24 protein-coding genes are annotated in these 26,238 nt (G+C 69.7%); 12 read left to right on the top strand and 12 right to left on the bottom strand.

The window, feature by feature from the left end; genetic code table 11:
• Positions 1-52 precede the first annotated feature (52 nt).
• The 5 genes from D7W81_RS07890 to D7W81_RS07870 form a co-directional block, all read right to left on the bottom strand.
• On the bottom strand, positions 53-1,258 hold the full coding sequence (locus D7W81_RS07890; RefSeq protein ID WP_120554719.1) for a DmpA family aminopeptidase: 1,206 nt from the start codon (positions 1,256-1,258) through the stop codon (positions 53-55).
• A gap of 11 nt (positions 1,259-1,269) precedes the next feature.
• Positions 1,270-1,842, bottom strand: coding sequence for an imm11 family protein (locus D7W81_RS07885; RefSeq protein ID WP_120554718.1), 573 nt, complete (start codon positions 1,840-1,842; stop codon positions 1,270-1,272).
• 6 nt (positions 1,843-1,848) lie between these two features.
• Complete coding sequence (locus tag D7W81_RS07880) at positions 1,849-3,078, bottom strand: AHH domain-containing protein (protein WP_120554717.1); 1,230 nt, start codon at positions 3,076-3,078, stop codon at positions 1,849-1,851.
• A gap of 74 nt (positions 3,079-3,152) precedes the next feature.
• Positions 3,153-3,725 (bottom strand): imm11 family protein, encoded by a 573-nt coding sequence (locus D7W81_RS07875; RefSeq protein ID WP_120554716.1) that lies wholly within the window; start codon positions 3,723-3,725, stop codon positions 3,153-3,155.
• Positions 3,726-3,740: 15 nt separating this feature from the next.
• Positions 3,741-4,109 carry a hypothetical protein gene (locus D7W81_RS07870; RefSeq protein ID WP_147445379.1) on the bottom strand — a complete coding sequence of 123 codons (369 nt, stop codon included), beginning with the start codon at positions 4,107-4,109 and terminating at the stop codon, positions 3,741-3,743.
• Positions 4,110-4,215: 106 nt separating this feature from the next.
• Between D7W81_RS07870 and D7W81_RS07865 the strand changes: the two genes are divergently transcribed.
• Positions 4,216-4,788 (top strand): dihydrofolate reductase family protein, encoded by a 573-nt coding sequence (locus D7W81_RS07865; RefSeq protein ID WP_120554714.1) that lies wholly within the window; start codon positions 4,216-4,218, stop codon positions 4,786-4,788.
• A gap of 205 nt (positions 4,789-4,993) precedes the next feature.
• Positions 4,994-6,607: a sensor histidine kinase gene (locus D7W81_RS07860; protein WP_120554713.1), complete on the top strand. Its 1,614-nt coding sequence runs from the start codon at positions 4,994-4,996 to the stop codon at positions 6,605-6,607.
• Here D7W81_RS07860 and D7W81_RS07855 read toward each other — a convergent pair.
• Positions 6,531-8,111 carry a GspE/PulE family protein gene (locus tag D7W81_RS07855; protein ID WP_120554712.1) on the bottom strand — a complete coding sequence of 527 codons (1,581 nt, stop codon included), beginning with the start codon at positions 8,109-8,111 and terminating at the stop codon, positions 6,531-6,533. The genes D7W81_RS07860 and D7W81_RS07855 overlap by 77 nt on opposite strands.
• Positions 8,112-8,502: 391 nt before the next feature.
• Between D7W81_RS07855 and D7W81_RS07850 the strand changes: the two genes are divergently transcribed.
• From D7W81_RS07850 to D7W81_RS07840, 3 genes are read left to right on the top strand one after another with little or no spacing between them, the layout of a single operon-like run.
• The gene (locus D7W81_RS07850) at positions 8,503-9,606 is read left to right on the top strand and encodes a porin family protein (protein WP_120554711.1); all 1,104 of its coding nucleotides are present in this window, start codon (positions 8,503-8,505) and stop codon (positions 9,604-9,606) included.
• Between the two features lie 16 nt (positions 9,607-9,622).
• On the top strand, positions 9,623-9,901 hold the full coding sequence (locus tag D7W81_RS07845) for a DUF485 domain-containing protein (protein WP_120554710.1): 279 nt from the start codon (positions 9,623-9,625) through the stop codon (positions 9,899-9,901).
• A 12-nt stretch (positions 9,902-9,913) separates the two neighbouring features.
• A complete protein-coding gene (locus D7W81_RS07840; RefSeq protein WP_120554709.1) occupies positions 9,914-11,539 on the top strand; it encodes a sodium:solute symporter family transporter in 1,626 nt (541 codons plus the stop codon).
• 26 nt (positions 11,540-11,565) lie between these two features.
• On the opposite strand, the gene D7W81_RS07835 is transcribed toward D7W81_RS07840, so the two are convergent.
• The 3 genes from D7W81_RS07835 to D7W81_RS07825 all read right to left on the bottom strand — a co-directional run bounded on the left by D7W81_RS07835 (position 11,566) and on the right by D7W81_RS07825 (position 14,490).
• The gene (locus D7W81_RS07835; protein ID WP_120554708.1) at positions 11,566-12,678 is read right to left on the bottom strand and encodes an alpha/beta fold hydrolase; all 1,113 of its coding nucleotides are present in this window, start codon (positions 12,676-12,678) and stop codon (positions 11,566-11,568) included.
• Positions 12,679-12,726: 48 nt separating this feature from the next.
• The gene (locus tag D7W81_RS07830) at positions 12,727-13,488 is read right to left on the bottom strand and encodes a bestrophin-like domain (protein WP_147445378.1); all 762 of its coding nucleotides are present in this window, start codon (positions 13,486-13,488) and stop codon (positions 12,727-12,729) included.
• Positions 13,489-13,725: 237 nt separating this feature from the next.
• Entirely contained in the window at positions 13,726-14,490 is a 765-nt protein-coding gene (locus D7W81_RS07825; RefSeq protein ID WP_120554706.1) for a bestrophin-like domain, read from the bottom strand.
• A 141-nt stretch (positions 14,491-14,631) separates the two neighbouring features.
• On the opposite strand from D7W81_RS07825, the gene D7W81_RS07820 reads away from it, so the two are divergent.
• The 3 genes from D7W81_RS07820 (at position 14,632) to D7W81_RS07810 (ending at position 17,752) form a co-directional block, all read left to right on the top strand.
• Complete coding sequence (locus D7W81_RS07820; protein ID WP_120554705.1) at positions 14,632-15,486, top strand: ion transporter; 855 nt, start codon at positions 14,632-14,634, stop codon at positions 15,484-15,486.
• A gap of 21 nt (positions 15,487-15,507) precedes the next feature.
• Positions 15,508-17,085, top strand: coding sequence for an N-6 DNA methylase (locus D7W81_RS07815; protein WP_120554704.1), 1,578 nt, complete (start codon positions 15,508-15,510; stop codon positions 17,083-17,085).
• 109 nt (positions 17,086-17,194) lie between these two features.
• The gene (locus tag D7W81_RS07810) at positions 17,195-17,752 is read left to right on the top strand and encodes a superoxide dismutase family protein (protein WP_120554703.1); all 558 of its coding nucleotides are present in this window, start codon (positions 17,195-17,197) and stop codon (positions 17,750-17,752) included.
• Positions 17,753-17,811: 59 nt separating this feature from the next.
• On the opposite strand, the gene D7W81_RS07805 is transcribed toward D7W81_RS07810, so the two are convergent.
• Together D7W81_RS07805 and D7W81_RS07800 are read right to left on the bottom strand one after the other, a co-directional pair.
• A complete protein-coding gene (locus tag D7W81_RS07805; protein WP_120554702.1) occupies positions 17,812-20,091 on the bottom strand; it encodes a glutamine amidotransferase in 2,280 nt (759 codons plus the stop codon).
• Between the two features lie 27 nt (positions 20,092-20,118).
• Complete coding sequence (locus D7W81_RS07800) at positions 20,119-20,877, bottom strand: DUF4159 domain-containing protein (protein ID WP_120554701.1); 759 nt, start codon at positions 20,875-20,877, stop codon at positions 20,119-20,121.
• Positions 20,878-20,933: 56 nt separating this feature from the next.
• On the opposite strand from D7W81_RS07800, the gene D7W81_RS07795 reads away from it, so the two are divergent.
• The 4 genes from D7W81_RS07795 (at position 20,934) to D7W81_RS07780 (ending at position 25,105) form a co-directional block, all read left to right on the top strand.
• Positions 20,934-21,221: a molecular chaperone DnaJ gene (locus D7W81_RS07795; protein WP_120554700.1), complete on the top strand. Its 288-nt coding sequence runs from the start codon at positions 20,934-20,936 to the stop codon at positions 21,219-21,221.
• A 27-nt stretch (positions 21,222-21,248) separates the two neighbouring features.
• Positions 21,249-21,956 (top strand): hypothetical protein, encoded by a 708-nt coding sequence (locus tag D7W81_RS07790; RefSeq protein WP_120554699.1) that lies wholly within the window; start codon positions 21,249-21,251, stop codon positions 21,954-21,956.
• A gap of 81 nt (positions 21,957-22,037) precedes the next feature.
• On the top strand, positions 22,038-23,510 hold the full coding sequence (locus D7W81_RS07785) for a DUF6250 domain-containing protein (protein WP_120554698.1): 1,473 nt from the start codon (positions 22,038-22,040) through the stop codon (positions 23,508-23,510).
• A gap of 29 nt (positions 23,511-23,539) precedes the next feature.
• The gene (locus D7W81_RS07780) at positions 23,540-25,105 is read left to right on the top strand and encodes a beta-ketoacyl synthase N-terminal-like domain-containing protein (protein WP_120554697.1); all 1,566 of its coding nucleotides are present in this window, start codon (positions 23,540-23,542) and stop codon (positions 25,103-25,105) included.
• 46 nt (positions 25,106-25,151) lie between these two features.
• Here the strand turns inward: D7W81_RS07780 and D7W81_RS07775 are convergent.
• On the bottom strand, positions 25,152-26,238 hold a 1,087-nt coding region (locus D7W81_RS07775; RefSeq protein WP_244227047.1), incomplete at its 5' end, for a sigma-70 family RNA polymerase sigma factor.

Below are 26,238 nucleotides of genomic sequence, written 5' to 3'. Positions count from 1 at the left end.
GCGCAGCATGGCGCAAGCGGAGGGAGGGCGGGAAGGCTGGACGGATCCGCTGTCACTTCGTGGGTTTCGGGGCCGGAGGCAGGCGCCCGTACTTCCGCAGGGCCTTCACCAGCCGCTCCGGTGGCAGGCCATGGACGCGGACGCCCTGGTGCCCGGTCATCGTGTCGGAGGCGAGCATCGCGTTGAGGATGGCCTCCTGGGTGGCCTGCACGGTGGCTTCAAAGAGCGGCGTCATCCGCTCGTTGTCGAGCATGGAGACCGGGGCGACCTCCGTGGTGCTCACGGGCTGGGTGGAGAACGCGAGGAAGATGTCTCCGGAGGCGTTCTCCCCCAGGCCGCCCATCTTCCCGAGCGCGAGCGGAACCCGGCGGGCCACGCGGTCGAGCTGGTGCGGCAGGAGCGGCGCGTCGGTGGCCACCACGATGATGATGGAGCCCATGCCTTCCGGAGGGGGCGGACCGGCGCTCGCGCGCCGCGAGCAGGGAGGCAGGTGGGAGCGGTAGGGCCCTTTCGGAGGGACGTCTCCGAGGTAGCAGGAGCGCAGGTCGGGGATCTCCTCGCCCACGGGAGCACCCGCGACGGAGAGGAGGCGGCGGCTGCCGTAGTTGCACTGCACGAGCACGCCGAGGGTGTAGCCGCCCTGCTCCGCCGGGAGCCTGCGGGAGGCCGTGCCGATGCCGCCCTTGAAGCCATGACAGACCATGCCCGTGCCGCCGCCCACGGAGCCCTCCGCGACGGGGCCGGGACGCGCGGCATCGAGCGCCTGCATCGCGTGCGGGGGCCGGACGTGGAAGCCATCGATGTCGTGCAGGAACCCGTCCCAGGTCTCCGCGACCACGGGCAGGCCCAACTCCCAGGTGAGGTCGCGCTTCTGGGCCCAGGCGATGACGCCCTCGTGCACGGCGCCAACGGCGTGGGTGTCGCTGATCATCACGGGGCCGGAGAGCAGGCCGGACTCCTTCACCCAGTGGGTGCCGGTCATCTCGCCGTTGCCATTGAGGGCATGGGTGGCCGCGAAGACAGGCTGGGCCACGGCATCCCGGCCCCGGGGCAGCACGGCGGTGACGCCGGTCCGGACAGAAGTGCCAGTGTTCAGCGTGACGTGGCCCACTTCGACGCCCTTCACGTCCGTGATGGCATTGAGCGCACCCGGCTGTCCGCCGAAGGGGACGCCCAGGTCACTGGAGCGCGGGCGGGCGGTGCTGGTGAAGGGAAGGAGGCAGAGCAGGCCCAGGAGGAGCGCGGGACGAAGTTCCATGGGCCCGGGTTCTACACCTCGACGAACTGTCCTCCCACGATGCCGGTCTGTTCCAGGGCGTCCTTGAGCTGTCCATCCAGGATGATGGGCAGGAGATATCCCCAGGGCCGGAAAACGACAGCGCTGCCCACCTTCGCGGTGTCGATGCGCAAGCCGGAAACAACGTGGTACTCCCCCACCTTGTCGGGACGTCCATCCTCGGGCGACCAGAGCCGGGCTTCCTCACAGGCCGCATCGTCAATGCAGCGGATCACGCGCATCACGTTGAGCAGGAAGAACGGCTCGGCCTGCCCTTGGACTTCCACCGGGAGGAGCTGCACGTCGTCCGGTGCCAACTCGCGGAACACGGATGCAATCCGCCCACTGACGATGGGCGTCCCGGCCACCGTCGTCTTGTCGAAGTCCAGCGGTTGGCCGGGCCGGGACAGCGGAACACGCAGCGGCCCTGGGTCCACGACAGGCCTTCCGGACACGAATGCCCAGATATCCGGAACCGTCTTCCCCTCCAGGTCGGTGGGCTCACGCAGGTACCAGCGGTCCGGCACAGCGATGTCGAAGTCGAGCTCGAAAAAGTGTCGCGGCATGGCTGCTCAGCCCTTGGGGTTCTTCGTGATGAGCTTCCGCAGCTTGGTTCCCGCAGTCACGAGGTCTTTCGCGATCCTCGCCAGTTCGCCAACCAAGGCAGCCCGGCACTGCCCGGGGTCCTGGCATCCCTGCATGGCAAGCCGGATCCGGGCCAGCACCTCGGCGTGGTACTCGCGTGGATGTGGTCCCTGGTGCCCCTGAATTCGCACTTGATTCACGCCGTCGGAGAGCTTCATTCCGGCGGACTGGAAGATGTCTTCGAAGATGGGCGTCCAGGGCCCACCAGACAGCTCCGACACCTCGTTCTTGTCCGTGCAGATGTGATGAACATCTCCCTCCAGGTCGCCCTGGATGCCGCCTCCGGGCCCCATGGCGACGGCCGCCACGGCGGTGGGAGCCAACGTGACGTTGAGCACTCCCGCCGACGACAGGGAGATGGAACGCACCTCACCGGCCATCGCCCGCGACAGCAGGAACCCGCCCTCGACCTCCGCTCTCACAGCCGCCTGTGGGAAGCCCGGCATCCGCGGCCCCTGCGCAGCCATCGCGCTCCTGCCACCGAGCGCCGTCATCGCGACGAGGACCAGCACCCGCGCGCCATTGCTCCCGAGCACCCGTCCGAAGCGATGCCCCGCCTCCTCCAGTGCGGCAACGTCTCGGGCGTCCCGCGACTCGTCCATGAGTCGCAAGAAGGCCTGTCCCATGTTCCACACGGGCCCTGTGCCCAGATACGCGATGAGCGAGGCCGTCAGCATCACCGCGACCAGCTTGGTGATGGGCTCTGGCGCGACCAGCATCACCATCGCGGTGCCAATCATCGTCGTGACCATGGCCCGGAGCGCGGCAGGGTCCATCAACTCCTCCATCGCGTCCCCCACCCCCGCCCAGACCGTATCGAGCGCGAAGGAGAGCGCCATCCTCCGCCGCCCCATCGGGTCCAGGGGGAAGGCATTGCTCAGGCGAAGCGCCTGCCGGCCTTGAGCCCCATCAACGATGCCTCCCGCCGATGCGAGCAGGGACCGCCGTCCGTCCTCCTGACGCGCGATATCCAGCTTCAGCTCCAGCACGAGCCGGGTGACGGCGTCCTTGAACGCCTCCTCGTCAATCCGGACCGGCTCCGTTTCCGCCGGCGCATAGGCGATGGGACTGCCCCGGCCCGTGTCGAGGTTCACCACGCGCGTCGTCGCGCAGCCTGCCGCAAGCCACAGCAGCAAGGCCATTGCCCAGGGCTTCATGCGCCCTCCGAAGTCCACGGTTCCGACACGACCGCCTGCTCCGGGTCCCGAAGTTCCATGGGCCCGGGTTCTACTCAGACCTCGACGAACTGTCCTCCCACGATGCCGGTCCGCTCCAGGGCGTCCTTCAGTCCTCCATCGACGATGAGCGCGGACCGAAATCCCCACGGGCGGAACACGCGCTCGTCAGAAACCCGTGATTTGTCGATACGCAGCCCGACGATGTACCGGTACCCCCCGACCTTCTCGGGCTGCCCGTCCTCAGGTCTCCAGAGCTTGACCTCTTCACTCGCGGCCTCGTCCACACAGCGGACCGTGCGCGCTACGACCAGGAGGAAATAGGGCTCGGTTTGGCCATCAACCTGCACGGGAAAGAGCTGCACGTCGTTGGGGGCCAGCGCACGAAAAACATCTGCGGTCCGGGTACTGAGAACGGGCGTGCCCCCTACGCCCGCGGACGTGAAGTCCAGGGGCTTCCCAGGACGGGAGAGCGGAATACGCAACAGCCCCGGAGAAGGTATGGGCGTCCCGCGCGTGAATACCCAGGGGTTATCCAGTGGCTGACCGTCGAGGTGGGTCGGTGTCTTGAAGTACCACCGTCCCGGTACGTACACGTCGATGTCCATTTCGAAGAAGCGTCGTTCCATCGCGTCAGCCCCATCTCACGGATCCGACGAGACCACCCGCTCCGGCTCCAGCACTTCCCGCGTCCGCGCCCCACGCTCGATGTAGCCAGCGCCGCCTCGCAGTTCGCGGCCGTCCTCCAGCACGGCGATGAGGCTGTACGACGACTCGCCGACGGCCGGATAGGCCAGGGCCACGGTGTTCCCTTTTCCCAGCGGCCGGTGGAGGACCTGGCCGTGGCCGTGCTCGATGCGCACCTCTCGCACGTCCTGGCCGGTGCGGTTCTCCACGCGCACCTCGATCAAATTCCGCGTTGGCCCTGTGTCATGCAGCCACAGCGCGACCCCGGTGATGAGCGTCAGGACCGAACCCAGCACCATTCCTCCCAACAACCACAGGACTCGCATGGAACTCCCTCCTCCACGGTCCCCGTGCGGGCAACCGGTGCCGCCGTTCTACCAGCCGCGCTTGCCCACGCAGTGCTAAGCCCTACCCCCAGGAGGAAGCACGCCCATGCGGAAACTGACCTATTACATCGCCAGTTCTCTCGATGGATTCATCGCCTCGCCCACCGGGGCGTTCGACTACTTCGTCATGGAGCCGGACTACCTGGACGCCATCGCCGCCGAGTACCCGGAGACGCTTCCCGCGAGCTACCGCGCACACAGGGGCCTCACGGGCCCGGGCAAGCACTTCGACACCGTGCTGGAGGGCCGGCACACCTATCAGGTCGGCCTGGACGCGGGCGTCACCAACGCGTACCCGCACCTCGAGCACTACGTCTTCTCCCGCACCCTCACCCAGAGCCCCGACCCCGGCGTCAACCTCTCCAGCACGCCGCTCGCCACCGTGCGCGAGCTCAAGGCCCGGGATGGCCTGGGCATCTGGCTGTGCGGCGGCGGCCAGCTCGCGGCCGAGCTGTTCCCCGAAATCGACGCGTACATCATCAAGCTCAACCCCGTCATCGCGGGCAATGGCATCCGCCTCGTCGACGCGGGCTTCGCGCCCCACCGGCTGCGGCTCACCGGCACCCGCACGGTCGACAGCGGCGTCGTCTTCCTGAGCTACGTCCCTCGCGAGCCCTAGCCTGGCCCTCCGCCCGGTCCTGCCGGCACCCGACACTTTATTGGACCCAGGCTCAATCCGGGCCCGTGAAACACCCCGGGATCCACGCAGGGTGTGAGCTTCCGCTCTGCTCGGAAGCCTGGCCCCCGGCAGGGTTGGCGGGTGGATGACTCTGAAGAATCGTTCCTCCACGAACGACCCGGCCGGTGCGTTACGCTAGGACCCCATGAGGAGTCCCCTGGACGACAGCCCGTCGCCCTCGTCCACCAGCGGTGGCGACATCGCATACGCAGGCCCCCATGCCATCCGCGACATGGATGCGCAGCTGCGCCTGTTCATCGACAGCGTCAAGGACTACGCCATCCTGACGCTGGATCCGGCCGGCTACATCATGAGCTGGAACACTGGCGCGGAGCGCATCAAGGGCTACCGGGCCGAGGAGATCCTCGGACAGCACTTCAGCCGCTTCTATCCGCCCGAGGATATCGCCAGCGGCAAGCCCCAGATGGATCTGGAGATCGTCAACCGCGAGGGCCGCTTCGAGGAGGAGGGCTGGCGCGTGCGCAAGGACGGCAGCCTCTTCTGGGCCAACATCGTCATCACCTCGATGCGCGACTCGCAGGGCCAGCTCGTGGGCTACGGCAAGGTGACGCGCGACTTCACCGAGCGCAAGCAGACCCAGGAGCACCTGCAGCAGAGCGAGGAGCGCTTCCGCCTGCTCGTCGAGCACATCCAGGACTACGCCATCTACATGCTGGACCCGGAAGGCCGCGTCTCCACCTGGAACGCCGGCGCCGAGCGCTTCAAGCAGTACAAAGCCGACGAGATCATCGGCCAGCACTTCAGCCGCTTCTTCCCCCCGGAGGACGTGGCGCGCGGCAAGCCCTGGCACGCCCTCCAGGTGGCCGCCCGCGAGGGCCATTTCGAGGAGGAGGCCTGGCGCATCCGCAAGGACGGCAGCCTCTTCTGGGCCAGCGTCGTGCTCACCGCGCTGTACGACTCGCAAGGCAACCTCCGGGGCTTCGCCAAGGTGACGCGCGACATCACCCAGCGCAAGCAGACCCAGGAGCGCCGTGAGCTGGAGATGCTGCGCGACGCCGTGCGCGCCCGCGACGAGTTCCTCTCCGTCGCCTCGCACGAGCTGAAGACGCCGCTCACCCCGCTGCAGCTGAAGCTCACGGCCCTGCTGCGCACCGTGGAGAACAACCCTTCCGCCACCCTGCCCGTGGAGCGCATCGCGCGCGACCTGGAGGTGGCCCGCCGGCAGGTGCGCAAGCTGTCGGACCTCATCGAGGACCTGCTGGACGTGTCGCGCATCAGCGTGGGCCAGCTGCGGCTGGACCGGGCGCCCATGGACCTGGCCTCGCTCGCGAGGGACGTGGTGGTCCGCTACGCGCCCCAGTCCGCGCAGGTCGGCTGCTCGGTCACGCTGGAGGCCCCCACCCCCGTCGAGGGGAACTGGGACCGGGCCCGTGTGGATCAGGTCATCACCAACCTGCTCACCAACGCGCTCAAGTACGGCGCCGGTAAACCCGTCCATGTCCGCGTCCGCAAGGAGGCAGGCCTGGCCGTCCTGAGCGTGCGCGACGAGGGCATCGGCATTTCGCAGGAGGACCAGCCGCGCGTCTTCGAGCGCTTCGTGCGCGCCGTCTCCGAGCGCAACTACGGGGGCCTGGGGCTGGGCCTCTTCATCACCCAGCAGATCGTGGAGGCCCTCCACGGCACCGTCCAGGTGCGGAGCACCCCCGGCGAGGGCTCGACCTTCACCGTGATGCTGCCTCCAGACATGGACGCGGAGACGCAGGCTCCCCCGAAGCCTGACGCTCCTCCCGAGCCGTGAGGAGGTAGCGGTAGGGCACCACGCGCGTCAGCTCATGCAGCGTGGTGACGCCGGCCGCCACCTTCGCCAGCGCGTCCTCCACCAGCGTGCGGAAGCCCCGCGCCCGCGCGTGCCGGCGCAGCTGGACGCCCGGAGCCCCGGTGGCGATGAGCAGTTGCAGCTCCGGGTCCACCACCAGCAGCTCATAGAGGCCCACGCGGCCCTTGAAGCCCGTGTGGCGGCACGCCTCGCAGCCCTGCCCCGCCCGGGGCTGCACACCGTCCAGCAGCGGCCCCAGGAGCGTCAGCTGATCCGCCGTCGGCGTGGTGGGGGCGGAGCACTCCGGGCAGATGCGCCGCACCAGCCGCTGCGCCAGCACCGCGAGCAGCGCCTCCGAGATGTCGCCATCCTCCAGCTTCAATCCGCGCAGGCGGCTCACCGCGCCAATGGCATCCGCCGTGTGCAGCGTGCCCAGCACCACGTGGCCCGTGGACGCCGCCATCAGCGCGGTGCTGCCCGTCTCCAGGTCGCGAATCTCCCCCACGAGCATCACGTTGGGGTCCTGCCGCAGGAGCGCGCGCAGCAGCGTCAGGTGCGGCATCTGCGGCGACACCTGCTTCTGGTTCACCTTGGGGACCACGTATTCGATGGGGTCCTCCGCGGTGATGATCTTCTTGCGCCCGTCGTTGAGCCGGGCCAGCGCCGCGTACAGCGTCGTCGTCTTGCCGCTGCCGGTGGGGCCCGTCACCAGCACCAGCCCCTCCGGGTTGCTCAAGAGCCGCAGCACCGTGGCCTGCACCTCCGGCGTCATCCCCAACTTCTCCACCGGCACCAGCCCCACCGTGGCGTCGAGCAGGCGGATGACCACGTCCTCGCCCGCCGGGGAGGGCACCACGCTCACGCGGAAGTCCACGAACTTCCGCCCCGCGGGCCCTTCGTAGAGCGCGCGCAGGCGGCCGTCCTGGGGCCGCCGCTTCTCCGCGATGTCCAGCCCCGCCATCACCTTGATGCGGCTCACCACCTCCGGCAGCGTGTCCGGGGAGATGTCCGTGTACGTCTGGTGCAGGATGCCGTCGATGCGGTAGCGCAGGTCGACGTCATCCGTGTAGCTCTCCAGGTGGATGTCGGACGCGTTCTGCGCCACCGCCACCGCGAGCACGTGGTTCACCAATTCCACCGGCGTGGGCCAGGGGGACAGCGGCGTGCCCGCCTTCAACACCACGTCCACCGACGCGTGCATCCCCGCGCCGAAGCCCACCTCCAGCGCGGCGTCGATTTCGTAGCGGTTGAGCCGCACGGGCCGCACCGGCCGGCGCAGGAAGTCCGCGATGCGGTAGCGGACGGACTCGTCCTCCGGGTCCAGCATCGCCACCGTCACGGGCTCGGTGTCGTTGCCAGCCACCACCTTGCCCATCACCGCGACGCCCAGCCGCCGGCAGAAGGACTCGGGGAGCAGCCGCAGCGATTCACGCTCGAGCGTGAACTGGGGCAGTTCGGAGAACGGGGGCACGTCCGGGGGAGCCATGGCCTGCCGGCTTATCACGGCGCCCCGCGCACCCGCGTCCGAGGCCCGGTCGCTTCGACACGTCGAACGAGGGAGAGGTCCCGGGCACGGCGGTTGCTCGCAAGCAGAACTTCTACTGCACGCGCTCCACCCCCGACGCGGGCAACACGCTCTACTTCTTCGTCAACGGCGCCGCGGAGGAGCTGCAGTGCCAGTTCGTCAGCACACAGTGCAACGTCTCCCTGTACGAGTCGTAGGGCATCCCCAGTGTGACGACGCGCTGCACGAATCGTTGCGGGGGGTAACGTCCTGTCACCTTCCGCCGCACCCTGACACAGCGAGCCAACCTCCAAGGTCCTGAAACCCGGAGTGCACGCGAGTGGAACGGGCGTTGCTCAGGGGATGGGGACCCATGCGCCCCGTCCCCCCTGCCCTGTCGCGGTTCCTGGTGCTGACGACCCTGCTGACCGCGCTGCCGGCGGCGGCAGGGAAGATCCAGCTTGGCGAGGACGCGGTCCTCAACGTCGACGTGTTGCTGCATCCACAAATGCAGCTCATCAAGGACGGCGCGCCCACGGGCGGCGTGGGAACGGACTTCTTCCTGCGCCGCGTGCGGCTGCTCGTCTTCGGCTCCATCACGAAGAGGCTGTCGTTCTTCATCGACACGGACCAGCCGAACTTCGGCAAGAACGGCGACTACAACGTCGCCTTCTACATCCAGGACGCGACGATCGCGTACGAGTTCGCCGACAAGACGTGGGTGGAGGCGGGCTTCATCCTCGCGCCGCTGTCGCACCACGCGCTGCAGGGTGCCATCGCGCTCCAGACGGTGGACTACCACTCCGACCTCATCCGCTACCCGCCAGGCGTGGGCAAGGTGTGGCGCGACATGGGCGTGCAGGTGCGCGGCTTCGCGGGCCCGTGGACGTACCGCGCCGCCATCCTCAACGGCGTGGAGGGCGCGAAGCTGGAGAACGGCCAGGTGGTCAACGCGGACGACCTGCCGCGCGTCGTGGGCCACGCGCGCTACAACGTCTGGGGCCACGAGTACGACCAGTTCCTGCGCGGCATCTACTTCACGGACCAGCCCATGCTGTCGTTCGGCGTGGGCGCGGACTACCAGTACAACGTCATCGCCACCGCCTCCGGCGTGCACGACGCGGTGGCCATGGCGGCGGACGTGTTCCTGGACATCCCCGTGGGTGACGACCAGGAGTTCGTCTTCCAGAGCAACGTCTTCTCCTGGCAGCAGGGCTACGACAACGTGCGCAGCGGCACCGGCTTCTTCGTGGAGCTGGGCTACCGCATCGGCATCATCGAGCCCGTCTTCACCGGCGAGTACTTCAACGGGCGCGTGGCGGCGCAGGACTTGCTCTCGTTCCGGCCCGGCTTCAACCTCTGGTTCCAGAAGCACACCTTCAACCTGAAGACGGAGGTGGCCGTATCGCGCGTGGGGGACATCGCCCACGCGACCACGGGCATCACCGGCACCGCCCAGCTCCAGCTCTTCTACTGATGAACGGAGTGCACCGATGTATGGCAATTCGAAGGACGACCTGCTGAAGGCGCTGGCCGCGAGGCGCTGGCGCGTGGCCGGCGCGCTGACGGTGGCGATGCTCGTCGCCTACCTGGGCTTCATCCTGCTCGTGGCATTCAACCGGCCGCTGATGGGGCACCAGTTCATCCCCGGGCTGTCCGTCGGCATCGTGCTGGGGGCGCTCACCATCCTGCTCGCCTGGGTGCTGACGGGTGTCTACATGCTGTGGGCGAACCGCAAGTACGACCGCGCGCTCGACGAACTGCGCCGCTGAAAGAGGCCCCCCATGAATCCCTCGACCGCGGGCACACGGATTGGCCAGCCCAACACCACGGCCATCTTCTTCTTCCTCCTCTTCGTCGGCATCACGCTGGCCATCACGTACTGGGCCGCGCGCAAGACCAAGACGACGTCTGAGTTCTTCGCCGCTGGCGGCGGCATCAGCGCGGCGCAGAACGGCTTCGCGCTGGCCGGGGACTTCATGAGCGCCGCCAGCTTCCTGGGCATCGCGGGGCTCGTGGCCACGTCTGGCTTTGACGGGCTCATCTACTCCGTGGGCTGGCTGGTGGGCTGGCCGGTGGTGACCTTCCTCATCGCGGAGCCCCTGCGCAACCTGGGCAAGTACACCTTCGCGGACGTGGTGGCGTACCGGTTGAAGCAGACCCCGGTGCGCCTGTCCGCCGCGGTGGGCACGCTCACCGTCGTCGTCTTCTACCTGATTGCCCAGATGGTGGGCGCGGGCAACCTCATCCGCCTGCTGTTCGGCCTCTCCTACGAGACGGCCGTGGTCATCGTGGGCGCGGTGATGATCCTCTACGTGCTGTTCGGCGGGATGATCGCCACGACGTGGGTTCAAATCGTCAAGGCGGTGCTGCTGCTGGGCGGCGCGACGGCGCTGGCGGTCGCGGTGCTGTCCAGGTTCGGCTTCAGCCCCACGGCCCTCTTCAGCGAGGCGGTGAACCGCTACGGCCCGGAGGCGCTGGCGCCGGGCAAGCTGGTGTCCAATCCGCTGGAGACCGTCTCCCTGGGCGTGGCGCTGATGTTCGGCACGGCGGGCCTGCCGCACATCCTGATGCGCTTCTACACGGTGCCGGACGCGAAGGCGGCGCGCACCAGCGTGTTCTACGCCACGGGCCTCATCGGCTTCTTCTACCTGGTGACGTTCATCCTGGGCTTCGGCGCGTCCGTGCTGGTGGGCCGTCAGGCCATTGTCGGCGTGGACAAGGGCGGCAACATGGCGGCGCCCATGCTGGCGGAGGCCGTGGGCGGCACGGGCTTCCTGGGCTTCATCTCCGCGGTGTCCTTCGCCACCATCCTCGCGGTGGTGGCGGGCCTGACGCTGTCAGGCGCGGCGGCGCTGTCCCACGACCTGTGGTCCAGCGTGGTGCGCAAGGGGCACGCGCCGGAGGCGGAGCAGCTCAAGGTGGCGCGCATCTCCAGCCTGCTGTTGGGCATCCTGGCCATCGTCCTGGGCGTCGTCTTCAAGAACCAGAACGTGGCCTTCATGGTGGGGCTGGCGTTCGCCATCGCGGCGAGCGCGAACTTCCCCGCGCTGCTGCTGTCCATGCTGTGGAAGGGCTTCACCACCAAGGGCGCGGTGGCCAGCATGCTGACGGGCTCCATCAGCGCGGTGCTGCTCATCTTCCTGTCGCCCACGGTGCAGGTGGAGCTGCTGGGCAACGCGTCCGCCCTCTTCCCGCTGAAGAACCCGGGCATCGTCACCATCCCGCTGTCGTTCCTGGTGGGCTGGCTGGTGTCCCTGCTGTCACCGGAAGACGAGGCGTCACGCAGGTTCGCGGAGGTGGAGCACCGCATGCACGTGGGCGCGGTGGTGACGCCGCCCGTGACGGTGCCCACGGGCGTCGCGGGACGGGTGCCTCCTGGCATCCCGGAGGCTCCGCACAAGGATTGAGGCTGCTCGGCCTTTCGTCCCCGTGACTACTTCCCGCGCGTGAGCGGGAGCACGTCCTGCACCAGGTGGACGAGCACCTTGCCGGGCTCCTCCTCGTGGACCATGTGCGCGGAGTCCTCGAACCAGACGAGCTTCTTCGACGGGGCCTGGACGGTGGGATACCAGGCCTCCAGCAGCTGCGCGGACGTGGTGCGGTCATGCCGGCCGTGGAAGAAGACGACGGGCACGGCGAAGCGGTTCGCCTTCGTGAGGTTCATCTGGGTGATGGGTCCCCAGAACGCCGCGAGGCTCAGGTCCAGGCCCTCGTCGCGCGCCTGCATGTCCTTGTCGGTGACGTCCGGGCTGTAGCGCCAGACCTCCGCGCCGTGCCAGTCCGGCGCGCGCCAGCCGTGCGTCTCATAGTGCGAGCGCCAGCGGCGTTCCTTGTGCAGGTTGGCCAGCGTGCGCGCGGGGTCCTTGGGGTCCGGGAACGGGGCAATGGACTCCAGGTCCGCGATGGCCTTGGTGTTGCCGTCCGCCTTCGCCGCGGCGAGCGTGGCCTCGTAGCCCAGGACCTCGTTCCTCGGAACGTCCAGCCCCTGGCCGATGCCGACGTAGGCGTCGAACCAGTCCGGGTGCTTCTGCACGAGCCGCACGCCCAGCATCGTGCCCCAGCTGTGGCCCACGAGCACGATGCGCTTCTTGCCGTACGTCTTGCGCAGGTACGCGACGACTTCTTCCGTGTCCGCGACCATGCGGTCCACCGTCATGGTGGGGCGCACCTTGTCCGGCGGGTTGAGGGCGTACGTCTTGCCCGCGCCGCGCTGGTCCCAGTGCGCGACGGTGAAATATTCCTCCCATTCGCCCTGGTAGAAGTACGCGGTGGGCAGCGCGGTGAAGCCCGGCCCGCCGTGCAGGAAGAGCAGCAGCGGGTTGTCCTTGTGGCGTCCGCGCACGGAAATCCACTGGTCGATGCCGCCGATGCGCACGGCCTCCGCCCGCTCGATGCCGTCCGTCAGCACGCTGCGGCGGGCCTCCCGCATGACGTCTTGCGGCGTAGGCGGTGCCCCCTCCGCGAGAGCTGGGAGGGCCGCCAGCGCCAGGCCCAGTCCCAGGAGGGAGAGGGGGGCGCGCTTCCGGGTGTCGTTCAGGGTCCGCATGCCCCTGGAACGGACGGCCCGCGCGCCGATTGCCCGCGGCAGGCGTCTTCAGTGGCTGGAGCCCAGCTGTATCTGGAGGTTGCGCAGCGGGGCCTGGTCCGCGCGGAGGTGGCCGCTCAGGGGGACGTCCATGTTCACGAGGGTGAACGTCACGGCGGTCAGCACCACCACGAAGATGATCCAGGCGAGCGGCCCACGCACATGCCCTTCCGGCCGGTACCCCAGGAGCACCCCCGAGCCGAGCATCCCGATGAGCAGCAGGATGAAGACGGTGTTCGGGATGATGTTGCGGGCCGCCGCCAGGCGCTCCTCGGAGACGTCCAGCACGTTGTTGAGGGCCTCCGTGGTGAGGGTCATGACGGCGGTCGGGAGCTGGGGCGCCACCCCCTCCAGCAGGGACCAGAGCTGGTCCTGGATCGCATCCGACTCCGCCAGCCGCTGCTTGAAGCGCTCCGGGTTCCCCGCATCCGCGTAGCCTTCCAGCCGGACGTCGACGTAGTGGCGCAACCGGGTCCGCATCTCGGTGCGCGTGGGCTCCGGAAGGAAGCTCGCGCGCAGGTAGAGCGTGCCAATGTCGTTCGCCTCCTTGACGACGAGGTCGCGGCGCAGGGTGTACCGGTCCGCGGCCATGGAGAAGGAGAAGGCGAGCAGCAGCGCCACCATGCCGAGCACCGAGGACTGGAGCGCCGTTATCTCATCGAGCCCCTCCTTGCGGTGACTGAGCCGGAAGCCGACCTCCAGGCTCGCCAGGAGCAGGGCCATCACCACCAGGGCCATCATCCACGTGGGCAGCAATTCAACGAGTCGCATCGCGCCGGGAGGCCTCCACTCCACGAATCCTGGAGGGCAGCAACGGTGGGCCCGGAAGCCGGTGGAGGCAACGCGCCCACGGGTCCAGGGCCAGGGATGACCGTGAACGTTCCGCAAGCCAGCGCGCGGGCTGCGGCCACGCGCTGCACGTCGCGGAGCTGAGGAGTGCGATGGATGGCCCCCGCCACACCCTTGTCTGAACGGGTCCAAGGTACGCCGTGGAACTCTCGGCGTGCGTCAGGGATTGGCGTGCAGCTTCTCCCGGAGCGCCCGCATGGGCCGCTGATCCACGCGGATGCGGCCTCGCGTGGTGAGGTCCAGGTCCAGGAGGGTGAACATCACAGCGGTCAGGATGACCACGAACAGGGTCCAGGAGAGAAGCCCGCGCTGGCGCGCCTCCGGCCGGTACCCCAGGAGCACTCCCGAGCCGAGCATCCCGATGAGCAGCAGGGCGAAGATGGAGGTCGGGATGAGGTTCCGGGCCGCAGCCAGGCGCTCTTCGGCGGTGTCCAGTACCTCGTTGAGGGCCTCGGAATTGAGCATCAGGACCCCGGTCGGAAGCTGGGGCGCCACTCCCTCCAGGCGCGACCAGAGCGCGTCCCCGAGCACCTCCGATTCCTGGAGCAACTTCGCGAAGCGCTCCGGCTCCGCCGCGGCGTCGTAGCCCTCGACCCGCAGGTCGGTGTAGCGGCGCAAGCCGGCCCGCATCTCACCGCGCGTGGGCTCGGGGAGAAAACCCATGCGCTGGTAGAGCGTGCCAATAGCGTTCGCATCCTGGACGACGAGGGCGCGGCGCAGGCTGTAGCGCTCCGCCGCCATGGAGAAGGAGAAGGCGAGCAGCAGCGCCACCAGGCCCAGCACCGAAGCCTGGAGCGTCGGGGCCTCGTCGAGTCCCGGCTTGCGGTGGCTGAGCCGGTAGCCGGCCTCCATGCTCAGGAAGAGGATGCCCATCACCCCCAGGGCGAGCAGCCACACAGGCACGACGTCGAGGATTCGGATCATGCGCTGGACGATTTCCGGTCCCCGGGAGGAGGAGACCCGGGAAGCTGGACCCGCCAGCGGACGCAGGCAACGCGGCCTCCGGTCCAGGGGCTGGGCGGATGTTGAACGTTCCGGAAGCGCAGCGCCTAAGCTGCGCGGCCTGTGGACCGTCCTTCCGAACAGAGCCCCCCGAGCGGCTTCCGCGCCCGCCTGCACACGGTCATCTTCGAAGCGGACACCCCCGCGGGGAAGGCGTTCGACATCGCCCTGCTCTGGGCCATCGTGTTCAGCGTGGTGGCGGTGATGCTGGAGAGCGTCGCCCAGGTGCGCACGGGCTACGGCTCCTGGCTGCACACCGCCGAGTGGGTCTTCACGGTCCTCTTCGCGCTGGAGTACGTGCTGCGGCTCATCGCCGTACGCCAGCCGCTGCACTACGCGCGCAGCTTCTTCGGCATCGTGGACCTGATGGCGCTGTTGCCGTCGTTCCTGAGCGTGCTGTTCCCCGGCGCGCAGACGCTGCTGGTCATCCGTGTGCTGCGCCTGCTGCGCGTCTTCCGCATCCTCAAGCTGGGGCACCTGCTGGGCCAGGCGGAGGTGCTGCTGACGGCCCTGCGCGCCAGCCGCCCGAAGATCATCGTCTTCCTGGGCACGGTGCTGAGCATCGACGTCATCATGGGCGCCGTCATGTACCTGGTGGAGGGCGAGGAGCACGGCTTCGACAGCATCCCCCGCTCCATGTACTGGGCCATCGTGACGATGACGACGGTGGGCTTCGGGGACATCACGCCCAAGACGGTGCTGGGGCAGTTCCTCGCGTCCATCCTGATGGTGATGGGCTACGGCATCATCGCGGTGCCCACCGGCATCGTGTCGGTGGAGCTCGCCGCCGCCACGCGTCCGCCCCTCAACACACAGGCCTGCCCCGGTTGTGGCGCACAGGGTCATGACCTGGATGCGCGTCATTGCAAACGCTGCGGTACGGCATTGGACTGGACCCCCTCGCGGCCCACCGGGTGAATCCGTCTAGGATGGCCGCGCATGGCCCGCGCCATCGACACGCCCGAGCTGGACGAGGAACGGCTGGTCCACCAGTTCCCCGACATCAACCGCAAGGCGGTGGGCGCGTTCTACACGCCCGCGCCCATCGTGGAGCGCACGCTGGCGCTGGCGCTGGCGCACCTGGGTGACGGGCCGCTCACGGTGGTGGACCCGGCCTGTGGCGCGGGGGCCTTCCTCGCCGCCGCCGCGCGGCACCGGCCGGACGCGAGGCTGTGCGGCCTGGAGTTGGACGCCGGCGTCGCCCGCCTGTGCCAGGCCCGCGTGCCGGGCGCGGACGTGCGCGTGGGGGACGCGCTCCGGGGCGGACTGGAGCCGCTGCTCGCGGAGACGCCGGAAGGGCACGCGGAGTTATGGGTGGGCAACCCGCCCTACAACGGCACCTCCGCGGTGCTGAAGGACGCGGCCTGCTACGCGCGGCTGCGAGCCCTGGTGCCGCTGGCGATGCCACCGGGCACGAGCCTCCGGGACGACTTCGCGTTCTTCCTCCTGGTCGCCATGAAGCGGCTGACGGCGCGGCCAGGTGTCCTCGCCTTCATCACGCCCGCGAGCCTGCTGGAGTCGTTCATCTACGCGCCCCTGCGCCACGCGCTGCTGGAAGCGCTCCACCTGCGTGAGGTGGTGGACCTGGGCCCGGGCATCTTCACGGGCACGCAGGTGCGCACGTGCATCACGGTGTGGACGTCGCGGTCCGGAGCCGCCGCGTCCGCGCCCCGCTACGAACACAAGGGCGTGGGCCAGTGCTTCACACCCGAGTCCCCCGAGTGGCGGCTGTCCCCCATCGCGCAGGAGGCCGCGGCGCTGGACGCGGACTGGCGGGCGCGGGGCGAGCTGCTCACCACGCTCATCCCGGTGAGCCTGCCCGGGGTGAAGACGCGCTTCGACGAGCTGCTGGTGGACGCGGACCGGGACCGGCTGCTCGCGCGCCTCCGGGCCTTCTGCGCGGCGACGCAGGACACGCTGGAGGACTTCGCGCGCGAGCACGGCCTGGAGCCCGCGCTGTTGCCCAAGCTGCGCGCGCTGAAGCAGGGGCCGGCGCTGGAGGTGGACGCAAGCCACGTGCGGCCCTTCTTCCGCTACGGCGGCGCAAGGCACCGGGGCGCCCTGCCTCCGGAGGCGAAGGCGTTCTGCTACCTGGACCGGCGGCTGATTCCCCGAGGCGACCACCGGCTGCGCGGCCCGTATGATCCGCACCAGGACGCGGTGAAGCTGCTGTTCAACGTGCGGGAGCTGCCCCTGTCCGCGGCGCTGCTGGAGGAGCCCGGCTGCGTGCACGACCACCGCCACGCGCGCTTCGCGCCGCTGTACGTCCCCCAGCGGATCCGGGATGAGGGCCTGGGCATCACCCGGGGCGCCACGTCGCGCGAGTCCCTGGGCCCGCTGGTGCCGAACCTGTCGCCGAGGGGAAGCGCGTGGGCGGAAGGACTGGGCGGTCCGGAGGCGGCGTTCCGCGCGGTGATGCGCTTCCTGAACGGGGCGCCGGTGCAGCGGGTGTGGGCACCCGCGTTCGGAGCGTCCCGGGTGGTGCCGGTGCCGCTGGAGGGCCCGCTGCCGGAGTGATGACTCTCCATCACCGGATGCACGGGAACGGACATTCTCCAGCGACGGGCACGGGTGGCGGGTAGTGTCCCGCGCCGCTGGGTAACCCAATCCCTGGAGTCTCCGAGACATGATGATCCGTCCCCTGCTGGTTGCCGCCGCCCTCCTCTCCACGCCCGCCCTGGCCCAGGACGCCGGGACGCCGGCCCCCACGGACGCGGGCACGAAGCCCGCCATCAAGAAGGGCGAGACGGTGAAGGCGACGCTGAAGGACGCGCAGGGCAAGGACGTGGGCGAGGTGATGCTGGAGCAGGCGCCCAAGGGCGTGCTGGTGAAGGGCACGCTGATGAACCTGCCCGCGGGCGAGCACGCCTTCCACATCCACGAGACGGGCAAGTGCGAGGCGCCGGAGTTCAAGACGGCGGGCGGCCACTTCAACCCGACGAAGAAGCAGCACGGCGCGCTGTCGCCCAAGGGCCAGCACGCCGGTGACCTGCCCAACCTCTACGTCCCCCAGGACGGCAAGGTGCAGTTCGACGTCTTCATCGCCGACCTCAAGGTGAAGTCGCTGCTCGACAAGGACGGCTCCGCGCTCATGGTGCACGCCAAGCTGGACGACTACCACACCGACCCCACCGGCGACGCCGGCGGCCGCATCGCCTGCGGCGTGGTGGAGAAGGCGCAGTAGTCACCGCATCACGGAAAAATGCTCCCGGTCCCCGAAATGGGGCCGGGCCGCATCCGGGCTCACACGTACCCGAACCGCCGCCGCGCGAACCACTCCGCGCCCAGCAGCGCGATGAGCGCCACGAGGTAGTACCAGCGGTCCCACAGCGGCTGGTCCTTCGCGCGCCCCACCTCCACCACCGGAGGATCCAACAGGGGCACGTCCGGCATCCCGTCACGCGGCAGCTTGTACGCCTTGCCCTCCGTGACGCTGGCGATCTGCTCCATCAGCTCCGGCCGCACCGACGCGTCCGACAGCTCCGGGCCCACCGCGCGCACCGCCACCGCGTCCTCGCCCTTGCCCAGGTCCGTCTCGCCCTTCTTCGCGGACGCGAGCAGCTTGTAGGGCCCCGGCGCCGGCGGCGCGAACTCCACCCGCACCACGCCGTCCGCCCCCGTCGTGCCCGTCTGCACCGCCACCGGCTTCTGCGTCGCCACGGAGAACAGCTCCACCCGCACCTGCGCACCGTCCGCCGGCTGGTAGTCCGCCATCCGTGCCTGCACCACCACGCCCACCGGACGCCCCGGCTCCACCGACGGCGGATCCGCCGTCACCTTCAGCGTCGTCAGGTCCGGGTCCCGCACCAGCCACCGCAGCGCATTGCCCCAGAAGCGGTCATACGCGCGGTTCGGTGAGCCATCCCGGTGCGCCGTGAACGCCCACGACCACGTGGCGTCCGTCGCCACCACCATCGCCCGGCCCCGCCCGTAGTCCCACACCGACACGAGCGGCGCGTTCTTCCCGTCCACCGTCAGGAACGGGTGGTCCATCAACACCGTCGCGCCCGGCCGCGCCCGCGTCAGGTTCGCCCCCGGAATGGGCGCCAGCTCTCCCCACGTGCCCTCCGTGCTCGCCGCGCCCGTGCCAATGGACGTCACCGGGTGCCGCAGGCCCTCCGGCGTCAGGCGCGGCTTGAACGGATCCGCGTTCGCCGGGCCCGCCGCCTCCACCGGCAGCGCCTCCATCAACGTGGGCATCCCCGCGCGCCCTTCACCCAGCACGCTGTCGCCGCCAATCATCACGAACGCGCCGCCCTCGTGGATGTAGCGCTCCAGGTTGCGCTCGTACTCCGCGATGGACAGCGACGGGTCCGAGTAACCGAAGTTCTGGAAGATGACGACGTCGAACGTGTGCAGCTTCGTGTCGAAGATCTCCTCCATGGGGAACGGGATGAGCGACAGCTCGCGCTCGTTCGACACGCCCGGGTCGTCCGACAGCGTACGCAGGATGTAGAACGACACCAGGTCCACGTTCGCGTCCTGCTTGAGCAGCCCGCGCAGGAAGCGCTCGTCCCACGACGGCCGGCCCACCACCAGCAGCACGCGCACGCGGTCGCGAATGACCTTCAGCGTGAACGACCGGCTGTTGTTGTCGCTCACCGCTTCATCCGGGAACGTGGGCACCGTGACCGTGTAGACGAACCGCCCCGTCTGGTCCGGCGTGAAGGTGAAGGACACCGGCTTCACGTCGTCGCCGGTGGTCATCCGCACCAGCTTGCTCGCCACCGTCTTGCCCTCCTGGCTCAAGACGACCGGGATGTCCTGACCGGCGAAGCCACGCCCGTGGATCTCCACCTCCACCGTCAGCGAGTTGCGCACGAAGGCGAAGTCATCCACCTTCAGCCCCTCCACCGACAGGTCCTTCAGCGCCTCCTGGCCCACCAGGAACGTGGACACCGGCACGCCCAGGTCCGTGAGCGCCGCGCGTGCACGGCCCACCGCGCCCGCCTTCAACTCCGTGTTGTCCGCGCCGTCGCTGAACAACAGCACGCCGGACAGCTTGCGCGCCCCCTGCCCTCCAGACGCCGCGGACCGCAGCGCCGCGAGCAGGTCCGTCGTCCCCGCCCGCGCGGGCTCCTGGGCCAGCTGCGCGGCCGTCACCGGCGCCAGCTCCGGATCCACCCCGTACACCTCCACCGTGAAGCGGTCCTGCCAGGACGCGAACGTGGGTGCGGCCTTCTCCAGGAACGCCGCCACCTGCGCGCTGCGCGTGGGGCCGCCCGGCTCCGACGGGAAGTTCATGGACGCACTGCGGTCCACCAGCACCGCCACCCGGTTCTTCATCCGCGCCACCTGCAGGTGCCGGATGCCGGGCTCCAGGAGGAAGAAGAACGCCGCCACGCCCGCGCCCAGGCGCAGGCCCCACAGGAGCAGCTTGCGGCCCCGGGACGGCTCGCGGCGCACGCCCCACGCCGCCAGCGCGATGCCCAGCACCAGCCCCACGCCCAGCAGCACCAGCGCCCAGACGGGCAGCGGTGAGAGGCTGACGAGCTTCCACGCGTTGAAGGACGGGGAGTTCATTCGGTCGTGCGCGCGCGAGAAGGACTGTCAGCGCCGCTTGTTGAGGATGAGGGGCAGGTGCACCGCGTCGTCCTTGTAGTCCAGGCAGAGCGCGTACATGCACAGGTTGATGCCCAGGCGGATGGCCAGCTCACGCTGCGGCTCGCCGCCAGGGGACACGTCGAACTCGTAGTCGCCGGACTCGCTGCGGCTCCACGCGCCCGCCACGTCGTTCTGCGAGTAGATGATCGCCGCGCGCTTGCCCACGCTCGCCACCAGCGGCAGCGGCTTGTGCAGCAGGCGGCCCGGCGCCGCGTCCAGCAGGAAGAAGGACTTGAAGACGACGTGCGTCGACGGCGCCTCCTTCAGCGGGCTCTGCGGCAGCACGCGCGCCATCTCCCGGCGGAAGCTGGCGTCGAAGCCCTCCCCGTCGCTGCCGTCGTTGGCGTCCCCGAACACGAAGCCGCCGTACGTGAGGTAGCGGCGCAGGTTGGACACCTCCGCGTCGGACAGCGCCGGGAAGGCCCCGTCCCCTCCGAAGTAGAGGAACGGATACTCGAAGAGGTCCGGGCTGCTCAGCGCGAACGGGCGCGCGTCCGGAACCACCTCCACGGACGTGCGTCGCTGGAGCTCCCACGCAAGGCGGCGCAGGCCGGACAGCCGGACGTCCCAGCGGCCCCCATGCCGGGCCACGGCGGGGATGAAGCGGCTCTTCTCACCGAAGGCGGCCGCACGCCGGGACAGCAGCGGGACGAGCGCGGACGTGGCGAGAAGCAGGTTTCGACGGGAGAGGGGCCGCACGGGCATGGGGACCTGCTTATACCGTCGGCGGGTGCCTGCATTCCCTGGTATAGACGCGCCCCATGGCGAAAGGCGGACAGACGCCCCCCGAGGACTCAGGCGGCCCCTCCGGCGGCCCCGGCTCGGACGCGGTTCGCGCCGCCTGGGCCCGCAAGGACGCCGGTGACGTGGCCGGTGCCCGGAAGGACGCCCAGCGCATCCTCGCGGGCAGCCCATCCCCGGAAGACCGCGAACGGGCGGAAGACCTGCTGCGCGCCACCGCCACGCCGCGCGCCCTCTACGGATACGCGTTCCTGGGCGCGGTCATCCTGGCGGTGCTGCTGGGGCTGGTCCTGACCCGCTATTCCTGACGGCCACAGCCGCTAGGATGGCGCGCCATGGATGGCTTCCTCCAGGCGCTCAAGGCGTACCAGACCTTCAACCCCTCCGGCTGGGTGGGCATCTACCGGCTGCTGCCCATGTGGGTTGGCGTGGTGGTCGCGCTCGTGGGGCTGGTGCTGCTGCTGGCGGGCGGCGGCAAGCTGTTCCGCGCGGTGGCGGGCCCGGTGGGCGCGGTGCTGGGCCTGCTGTGGACGGGCGCCGTCACCCAGCGGCTGGGCATGGTGGACCTGGATCCGCGCCTGCCCACCCTGGTCGCCGCGGCGCTGATGGCGCTGGGCTTCCTCTTCCCGCCCGCCGTCACCTTCGTGGGCGTGGGCGTGCCGCTGGGGCTGCTGGCGGGCCAGATTGCAGGCCCCAGCGACTTCCTGCTCGGCTTCGGGCCGGGCTTCATCGTGGGCGGTCTGGTGGGCGCCATCCTCCACCGGCAGGTGAGCGGCATCGTCGCGTCCGCGGCGGGCGCGTGGCTCTTGGTGATTGGCGCGCTCGCGGCGCTGCACCAGTTCGGAGGGGTGGTGGAGGCGGTGGCCAGCCGCCCGTGGGGCGTCATCATCGCCGCGCTCCTCTTCGCCCTGGCGGGCAGCATCTACCAGCTCGCCGTGCGCCCCTCACCCAAGGAGTCGGATCAACAGAAGGCGGAGAAGCAGCGGCTGAAGCAGCGCCAGGCGGAGCAGCAGGCGCTCGAGAAGCGATGGGGGGTCAAGTAACCCCTCCCCGGCAATCCTTTACGCCGGGGGGGCCGGAGCGTAGATTCCGCCGGCTTTCCCCCTCCCCTTCCTCGAGCATCGATGGGCCAGGCCAGCCGCAAGGACAAGGACACGCAGAAGCAGGAAGGGTCGCCCCCGGCGGCCTCCGTCCCGTCTTCCCCGGATGCCCCCTCCGCCGTGCCCCATGAAGGGTGGCGCAAGCCCGCGGGCATGGGCCGCAAGGGCTGGGCCGTCCTCGCCGGCGCCGTCGCCTTCATCCAGCTGCCGCTCATCCACTACGCGCTCTTCCGGGGCCAGGCGGACGTCACCGCGACGGTCCCCTACCAGCAGGCGTTCAACGACCCGGCCGTCGTCGCCCGCGACTTCTTCTCCACCGGCGCCTACTGGCGCGTGACGAACGGGGAGCTGCTGGGCCCCGCGCCCAAGAACAACCCGCTGTGGCTCCAGGCCCCGCTGCCGGATGACGTGGCGGTGGAGTTCGACGTGCGCCCGGAGTACCCCGAGGGCGACATCCGCGTGGAGCTGTTCGGCAACGGCCGCGACCCGGCCTCCGGCTACGTGCTGGTGCAGGGCGGGTGGAACAACAGCCTGTCCGTCATCGCCCGGCGAGACATCAACGGCCCCTCGCTGGAGGTGCTCCAGCGCAAGGCCGCGCGCGTGGCGGAGAAGGGCGGCGGCCAGGGCGCGGACCTCGTCGCCACCGGCGTCTTCAAGAAGGACACCGCGATGCGCGTGGAGTCCCGCGTGGGCGCGCCCATCCAGTCCGGCCGCACGTACCACTGGCGCATCGAGCGGCGCGGCAACGTGCTCAAGTGGGCCATTGACGGACAGCTGGTGGCGGAGCTGGACGACCCGTTCCCCTTCAAGGGCAAGGGGCATGACCGGCTGGGCCTGTCCGGCTGGGAGTCGCAGCTGTTCTTCGACAACCTGCGCATCGGCACGCCGGACTCCATGCCCGCCACCCTGGTGGCGAAGGAAGAGCCCGCCCTGCCCCCGGGCCCCTCCGAGGACGACTTCAACCGCGACACGCTGGGCGACGCGTGGAACGTGACGAACCCCGCCGCCGTGAAGCTGGAGGACGGGGCGCTGGTGGTGCAGAACGTGGGCAACCGCCCGGTGTGGCTGAAGAAGCCCCTCCCGGAGAACGCCATCATCGAGTTCGACGCCTGGGGTGACAGCCCGGACGGCGACATGAAGGTAGAGGCGTGGGGCGACGGCCGCTCCTTCTACGCGGGCGACCCGCGCCTGCAGTACACCGCCACCGGCTACGTCTTCATCTACGGCGGCTGGCGCAACACCCAGTCCATCATCGCCCGCCAGCACGAGCACACCAACGACCGCGCCGTGCGCGACGGCGCCGCGGTGGTGCCCGGCCAGCGCTACCACTTCCGCATCACCCGGCGGGATGGACTCCTGTCGTGGGAAGTGGACGGCAAACCCTTCCTCACCCTCCAGGACGCGTCTCCGCTCTACGGCCCCCGGAACCGGCACTTCGGTTTCTCTGGCTGGCAGACGCGCGTCCACTTCGACAACCTCAAGATCCAGCCGCTGTAGCCTTCCCCCGGGCGGCGGAGGAAACACCCGTGCGCAGAGTCGGAATCTTCGGCTGGGGCGTGGTCGCCCCGCGTTCCCCCAACATCGAGGCCTTCGCGAAGAACCTCGAGTCGTCCGAGACTTGGCTGACCCCCTTCAACGGCTTCGGTCCGGACAACTTCCTCGTCGGCACGCCCACGTTCAACCTGGCGGACTACAAGCCGTGGATTGACGAGCGCTTCCCCGCCAACCGCTTCTCCCAGCTGGAGCGGAAGATGGGGCAGCCCACTCAGTACGCCATCGGCGCCTTCATCCAGTCGCTCGCGCAGAACCCGGGCATTGAAAAAGAGCTCCAGGCGCTGGGCACCAAGGCCCACGTCTACGTGGGCACCGGCCTGGGCGACCTGCCCACCATCCAGAACATCTCCCTGGACCTCTACCGCGCCCAGCGCCGGTGGGACCGCTTCTGGGCCTCCCCGGAGCACAACGGCGCCGTGCGCCAGTGGCGTGAGACGCGCGAGCCGCTGCCCGGCCTGCCCCCGGAGCCCTCCACCATCGAGGAGGTGGAGCGCGACAAGGCGGAGGACGACTGGTGGCACTTCTGGGCCGGCCGCTCGCCGGAGCTGCGCGAGTACCTGGAGGAGCTGCGCGAGATTGAAGCCATTGGCGTGCCCGACGAGGGCGACGTGGAGTCCGCCAAGCTGGCCGTCATCAAGGAGAAGCGCACGCGCAACGCGCGCCTCCAGAAGAAGTGGAGCGCGCCCGAGCCGCCGTGGAACGCCGTGTCCTCCAACGTGCTGTGGAACATCCACAACACGCCCGCGTCCCAGGTGTCCATGCTGGGTCAAATCACCGGCATGACGTTCGCGCCGGTGGCCGCGTGCTCGTCCTTCGGCTACGGCCTGAAGCTGGCCATGAACGCCATCCGCCTGGGCGAGGCGAAGGCCGTCGTGCTGGGCATGACGGACGCGGCGCCCAACCCGCTGGTGGTGGGCGGCTTCTACAACGCGCGCGTCATCTCCGCGGACGCCGCCGTGTCCAAGCCCCTCACCGCGCTGCGCGGCACGCACATCGCCGGTGGCGCGGTGGTGTGGGTGGTGGGCGACTACGAGCACTTCACCCAGAAGGGCTTCAAGGCGCTGGGCCTGGAGCCCGTCGCCGTGGGCGTCACCGCGGACGCGGACCACATCATCACCCCGTCCAAGGAAGGCCCCACCCTGGCCATCCGCGAGGCGCTGGACGCCGCCGGCTGCCAGCCCGAGGACGTGGGCAGCTGGGACCTGCACGCCACCGCCACCCCGGGTGACTTCCTGGAGGTGCAGAACCTGCGTGACGTGCTGCCGGAGTCGGTGCTGATCACCGCGCGCAAGGGCACCTTCGGCCACGGCATGTCCGCGGGCGGCGGCTGGGAGCTCACGGCGCAGTACCTGGGCGCGGAGGCGGGCAAGGTGTTCCCCACGCCGCTGGCAGCGCCGGAGCTCAACAAGCAGATCGCCAAGGTGCACCGCCGCTTCGTCTTCAACGAGGAACAGGCGGCGCCCGAGGGGTGCTCGGGCAAGCTGTCCATGGGCGTGGGCGGCATCAACGCCTGCATCATCTCCCGGCCCTGGAAGTAGCAGGGAGGCGCGCGGCGGGCTTCGCGAGGGGGCGCCCTCCCTCGCGTCAGCCCTTGGGCACCGCCACCATGTCGAAGTCCGGGATGCGTTCGCGCATGAACTCGCGCATCCGGTTGATGAGGGCCGCCTCAATCTGCCGGGCGCGCTCGCGGCTGACGCCGTACTTGTCGCCGATGTCCTGGAGCGTGAGCGGTTCATCCGCGGTGAGGCGGTGCTCGAAGATGTAGCGCTCCTTGCCCTCCAGCGTCTGGGCGAAGGCGTTGAGGTTCTCCCGGAAGAGGGCCTTGAGCTGCTCGGCGCCCAGGCGCTCGTCGGCGGGCACCGCGTTGGACGGCAGGTAGCGGTCCGCCCGGGTGGAGCCCGAGTCCCCGTCGTTTCCCAGCGGCGCGTCGATGGACATCTCGTCGTGCCCCAGCCGCTGGTCCATCTCCACCACGTCCTGCTCGGAGACGTTGAGCCGCTCGGCCAACAGGCGCGGGCTGGCCTCGAAGCCCTGGGAGACGAGCTTCTCCTGCTCCTGGCGCAGCTTGAAGAAGAGCTTCCGCTGGGCCTCGGTGGTCCCCAGCTTCACCATCTTCCAGTTGTCCATGATGTAGCGGAGGATGTACGCGCGGATCCACCAGGCGGCGTAGGAGCTGAGCTTCACGCCCCGGTCCGGGTCGTACTTCTTCACCGCCTGCATCAGCCCGATGTTGCCCTCCTGCACCAGGTCCAGCAGGGACAGGGGGTTGCGGTGGTACTCGTGGGCCAGTTTCACCACGAGTCTCAGGTTGGAGGCCACCAGGCGGTAGGCCGCCCGCACGTCCCCCGTGGCCTGGTACTCCTTGGCCAGCCGGTGCTCCTCCTCGCGGGTGAGCAGGGGGTGGCGCGTCACCTCGGCCATGTAGGCCTGGAGCGGGTCCCGGTTGGTGAGGGCGGCCCCCTCCGAGCGAATCAGGGCCGCGGGCCGGGGGGCGCGGACCGGGGTGGGCACCTCCTCGATTTCCGCCTCGGCTTCGTTCAGCTCCGCCAGGTCCGGCTCCAGGGCGTCCGGGTCCTGGGCGAGCTCCTCCCCTTCCTCCTCCAGGGCTTCCGGAGCGCTCTCCCGGGCGGCCCCGGGGCGGGCGGAGGCCGCGGGGCGCTTCGCGCGGGGC

This window comes from Corallococcus aberystwythensis (genome assembly GCF_003612165.1).
GTDB classification, from domain to species: domain Bacteria; phylum Myxococcota; class Myxococcia; order Myxococcales; family Myxococcaceae; genus Corallococcus; species Corallococcus aberystwythensis.
Note: the sequence above shows the minus strand (reverse complement) of the source record. Positions and strands in the feature narration are given on the sequence as shown.

Coding starts and splice junctions, on each gene's coding strand:
- D7W81_RS07890 (WP_120554719.1), bottom strand. CDS start 1,258: ATGGAACTTCGTCCCGCGCTCCTCCTGGGCCTGCTCTGCCTCCTTCCC.
- D7W81_RS07785 (WP_120554698.1), top strand. CDS start 22,038: ATGGGCCAGGCCAGCCGCAAGGACAAGGACACGCAGAAGCAGGAAGGG.
- D7W81_RS07835 (WP_120554708.1), bottom strand. CDS start 12,678: ATGCGGACCCTGAACGACACCCGGAAGCGCGCCCCCCTCTCCCTCCTG.
- D7W81_RS07885 (WP_120554718.1), bottom strand. CDS start 1,842: ATGCCGCGACACTTTTTCGAGCTCGACTTCGACATCGCTGTGCCGGAC.
- D7W81_RS07795 (WP_120554700.1), top strand. CDS start 20,934: ATGGCGAAAGGCGGACAGACGCCCCCCGAGGACTCAGGCGGCCCCTCC.
- D7W81_RS07840 (WP_120554709.1), top strand. CDS start 9,914: ATGAATCCCTCGACCGCGGGCACACGGATTGGCCAGCCCAACACCACG.
- D7W81_RS07845 (WP_120554710.1), top strand. CDS start 9,623: ATGTATGGCAATTCGAAGGACGACCTGCTGAAGGCGCTGGCCGCGAGG.
- D7W81_RS07855 (WP_120554712.1), bottom strand. CDS start 8,111: ATGGCTCCCCCGGACGTGCCCCCGTTCTCCGAACTGCCCCAGTTCACG.
- D7W81_RS07790 (WP_120554699.1), top strand. CDS start 21,249: ATGGATGGCTTCCTCCAGGCGCTCAAGGCGTACCAGACCTTCAACCCC.
- D7W81_RS07800 (WP_120554701.1), bottom strand. CDS start 20,877: ATGCCCGTGCGGCCCCTCTCCCGTCGAAACCTGCTTCTCGCCACGTCC.
- D7W81_RS07850 (WP_120554711.1), top strand. CDS start 8,503: ATGCGCCCCGTCCCCCCTGCCCTGTCGCGGTTCCTGGTGCTGACGACC.
- D7W81_RS07825 (WP_120554706.1), bottom strand. CDS start 14,490: ATGATCCGAATCCTCGACGTCGTGCCTGTGTGGCTGCTCGCCCTGGGG.
- D7W81_RS07810 (WP_120554703.1), top strand. CDS start 17,195: ATGATGATCCGTCCCCTGCTGGTTGCCGCCGCCCTCCTCTCCACGCCC.
- D7W81_RS07860 (WP_120554713.1), top strand. CDS start 4,994: ATGAGGAGTCCCCTGGACGACAGCCCGTCGCCCTCGTCCACCAGCGGT.
- D7W81_RS07870 (WP_147445379.1), bottom strand. CDS start 4,109: ATGCGAGTCCTGTGGTTGTTGGGAGGAATGGTGCTGGGTTCGGTCCTG.
- D7W81_RS07875 (WP_120554716.1), bottom strand. CDS start 3,725: ATGGAACGACGCTTCTTCGAAATGGACATCGACGTGTACGTACCGGGA.
- D7W81_RS07830 (WP_147445378.1), bottom strand. CDS start 13,488: ATGCGACTCGTTGAATTGCTGCCCACGTGGATGATGGCCCTGGTGGTG.
- D7W81_RS07880 (WP_120554717.1), bottom strand. CDS start 3,078: ATGAAGCCCTGGGCAATGGCCTTGCTGCTGTGGCTTGCGGCAGGCTGC.
- D7W81_RS07865 (WP_120554714.1), top strand. CDS start 4,216: ATGCGGAAACTGACCTATTACATCGCCAGTTCTCTCGATGGATTCATC.
- D7W81_RS07815 (WP_120554704.1), top strand. CDS start 15,508: ATGGCCCGCGCCATCGACACGCCCGAGCTGGACGAGGAACGGCTGGTC.
- D7W81_RS07805 (WP_120554702.1), bottom strand. CDS start 20,091: ATGAACTCCCCGTCCTTCAACGCGTGGAAGCTCGTCAGCCTCTCACCG.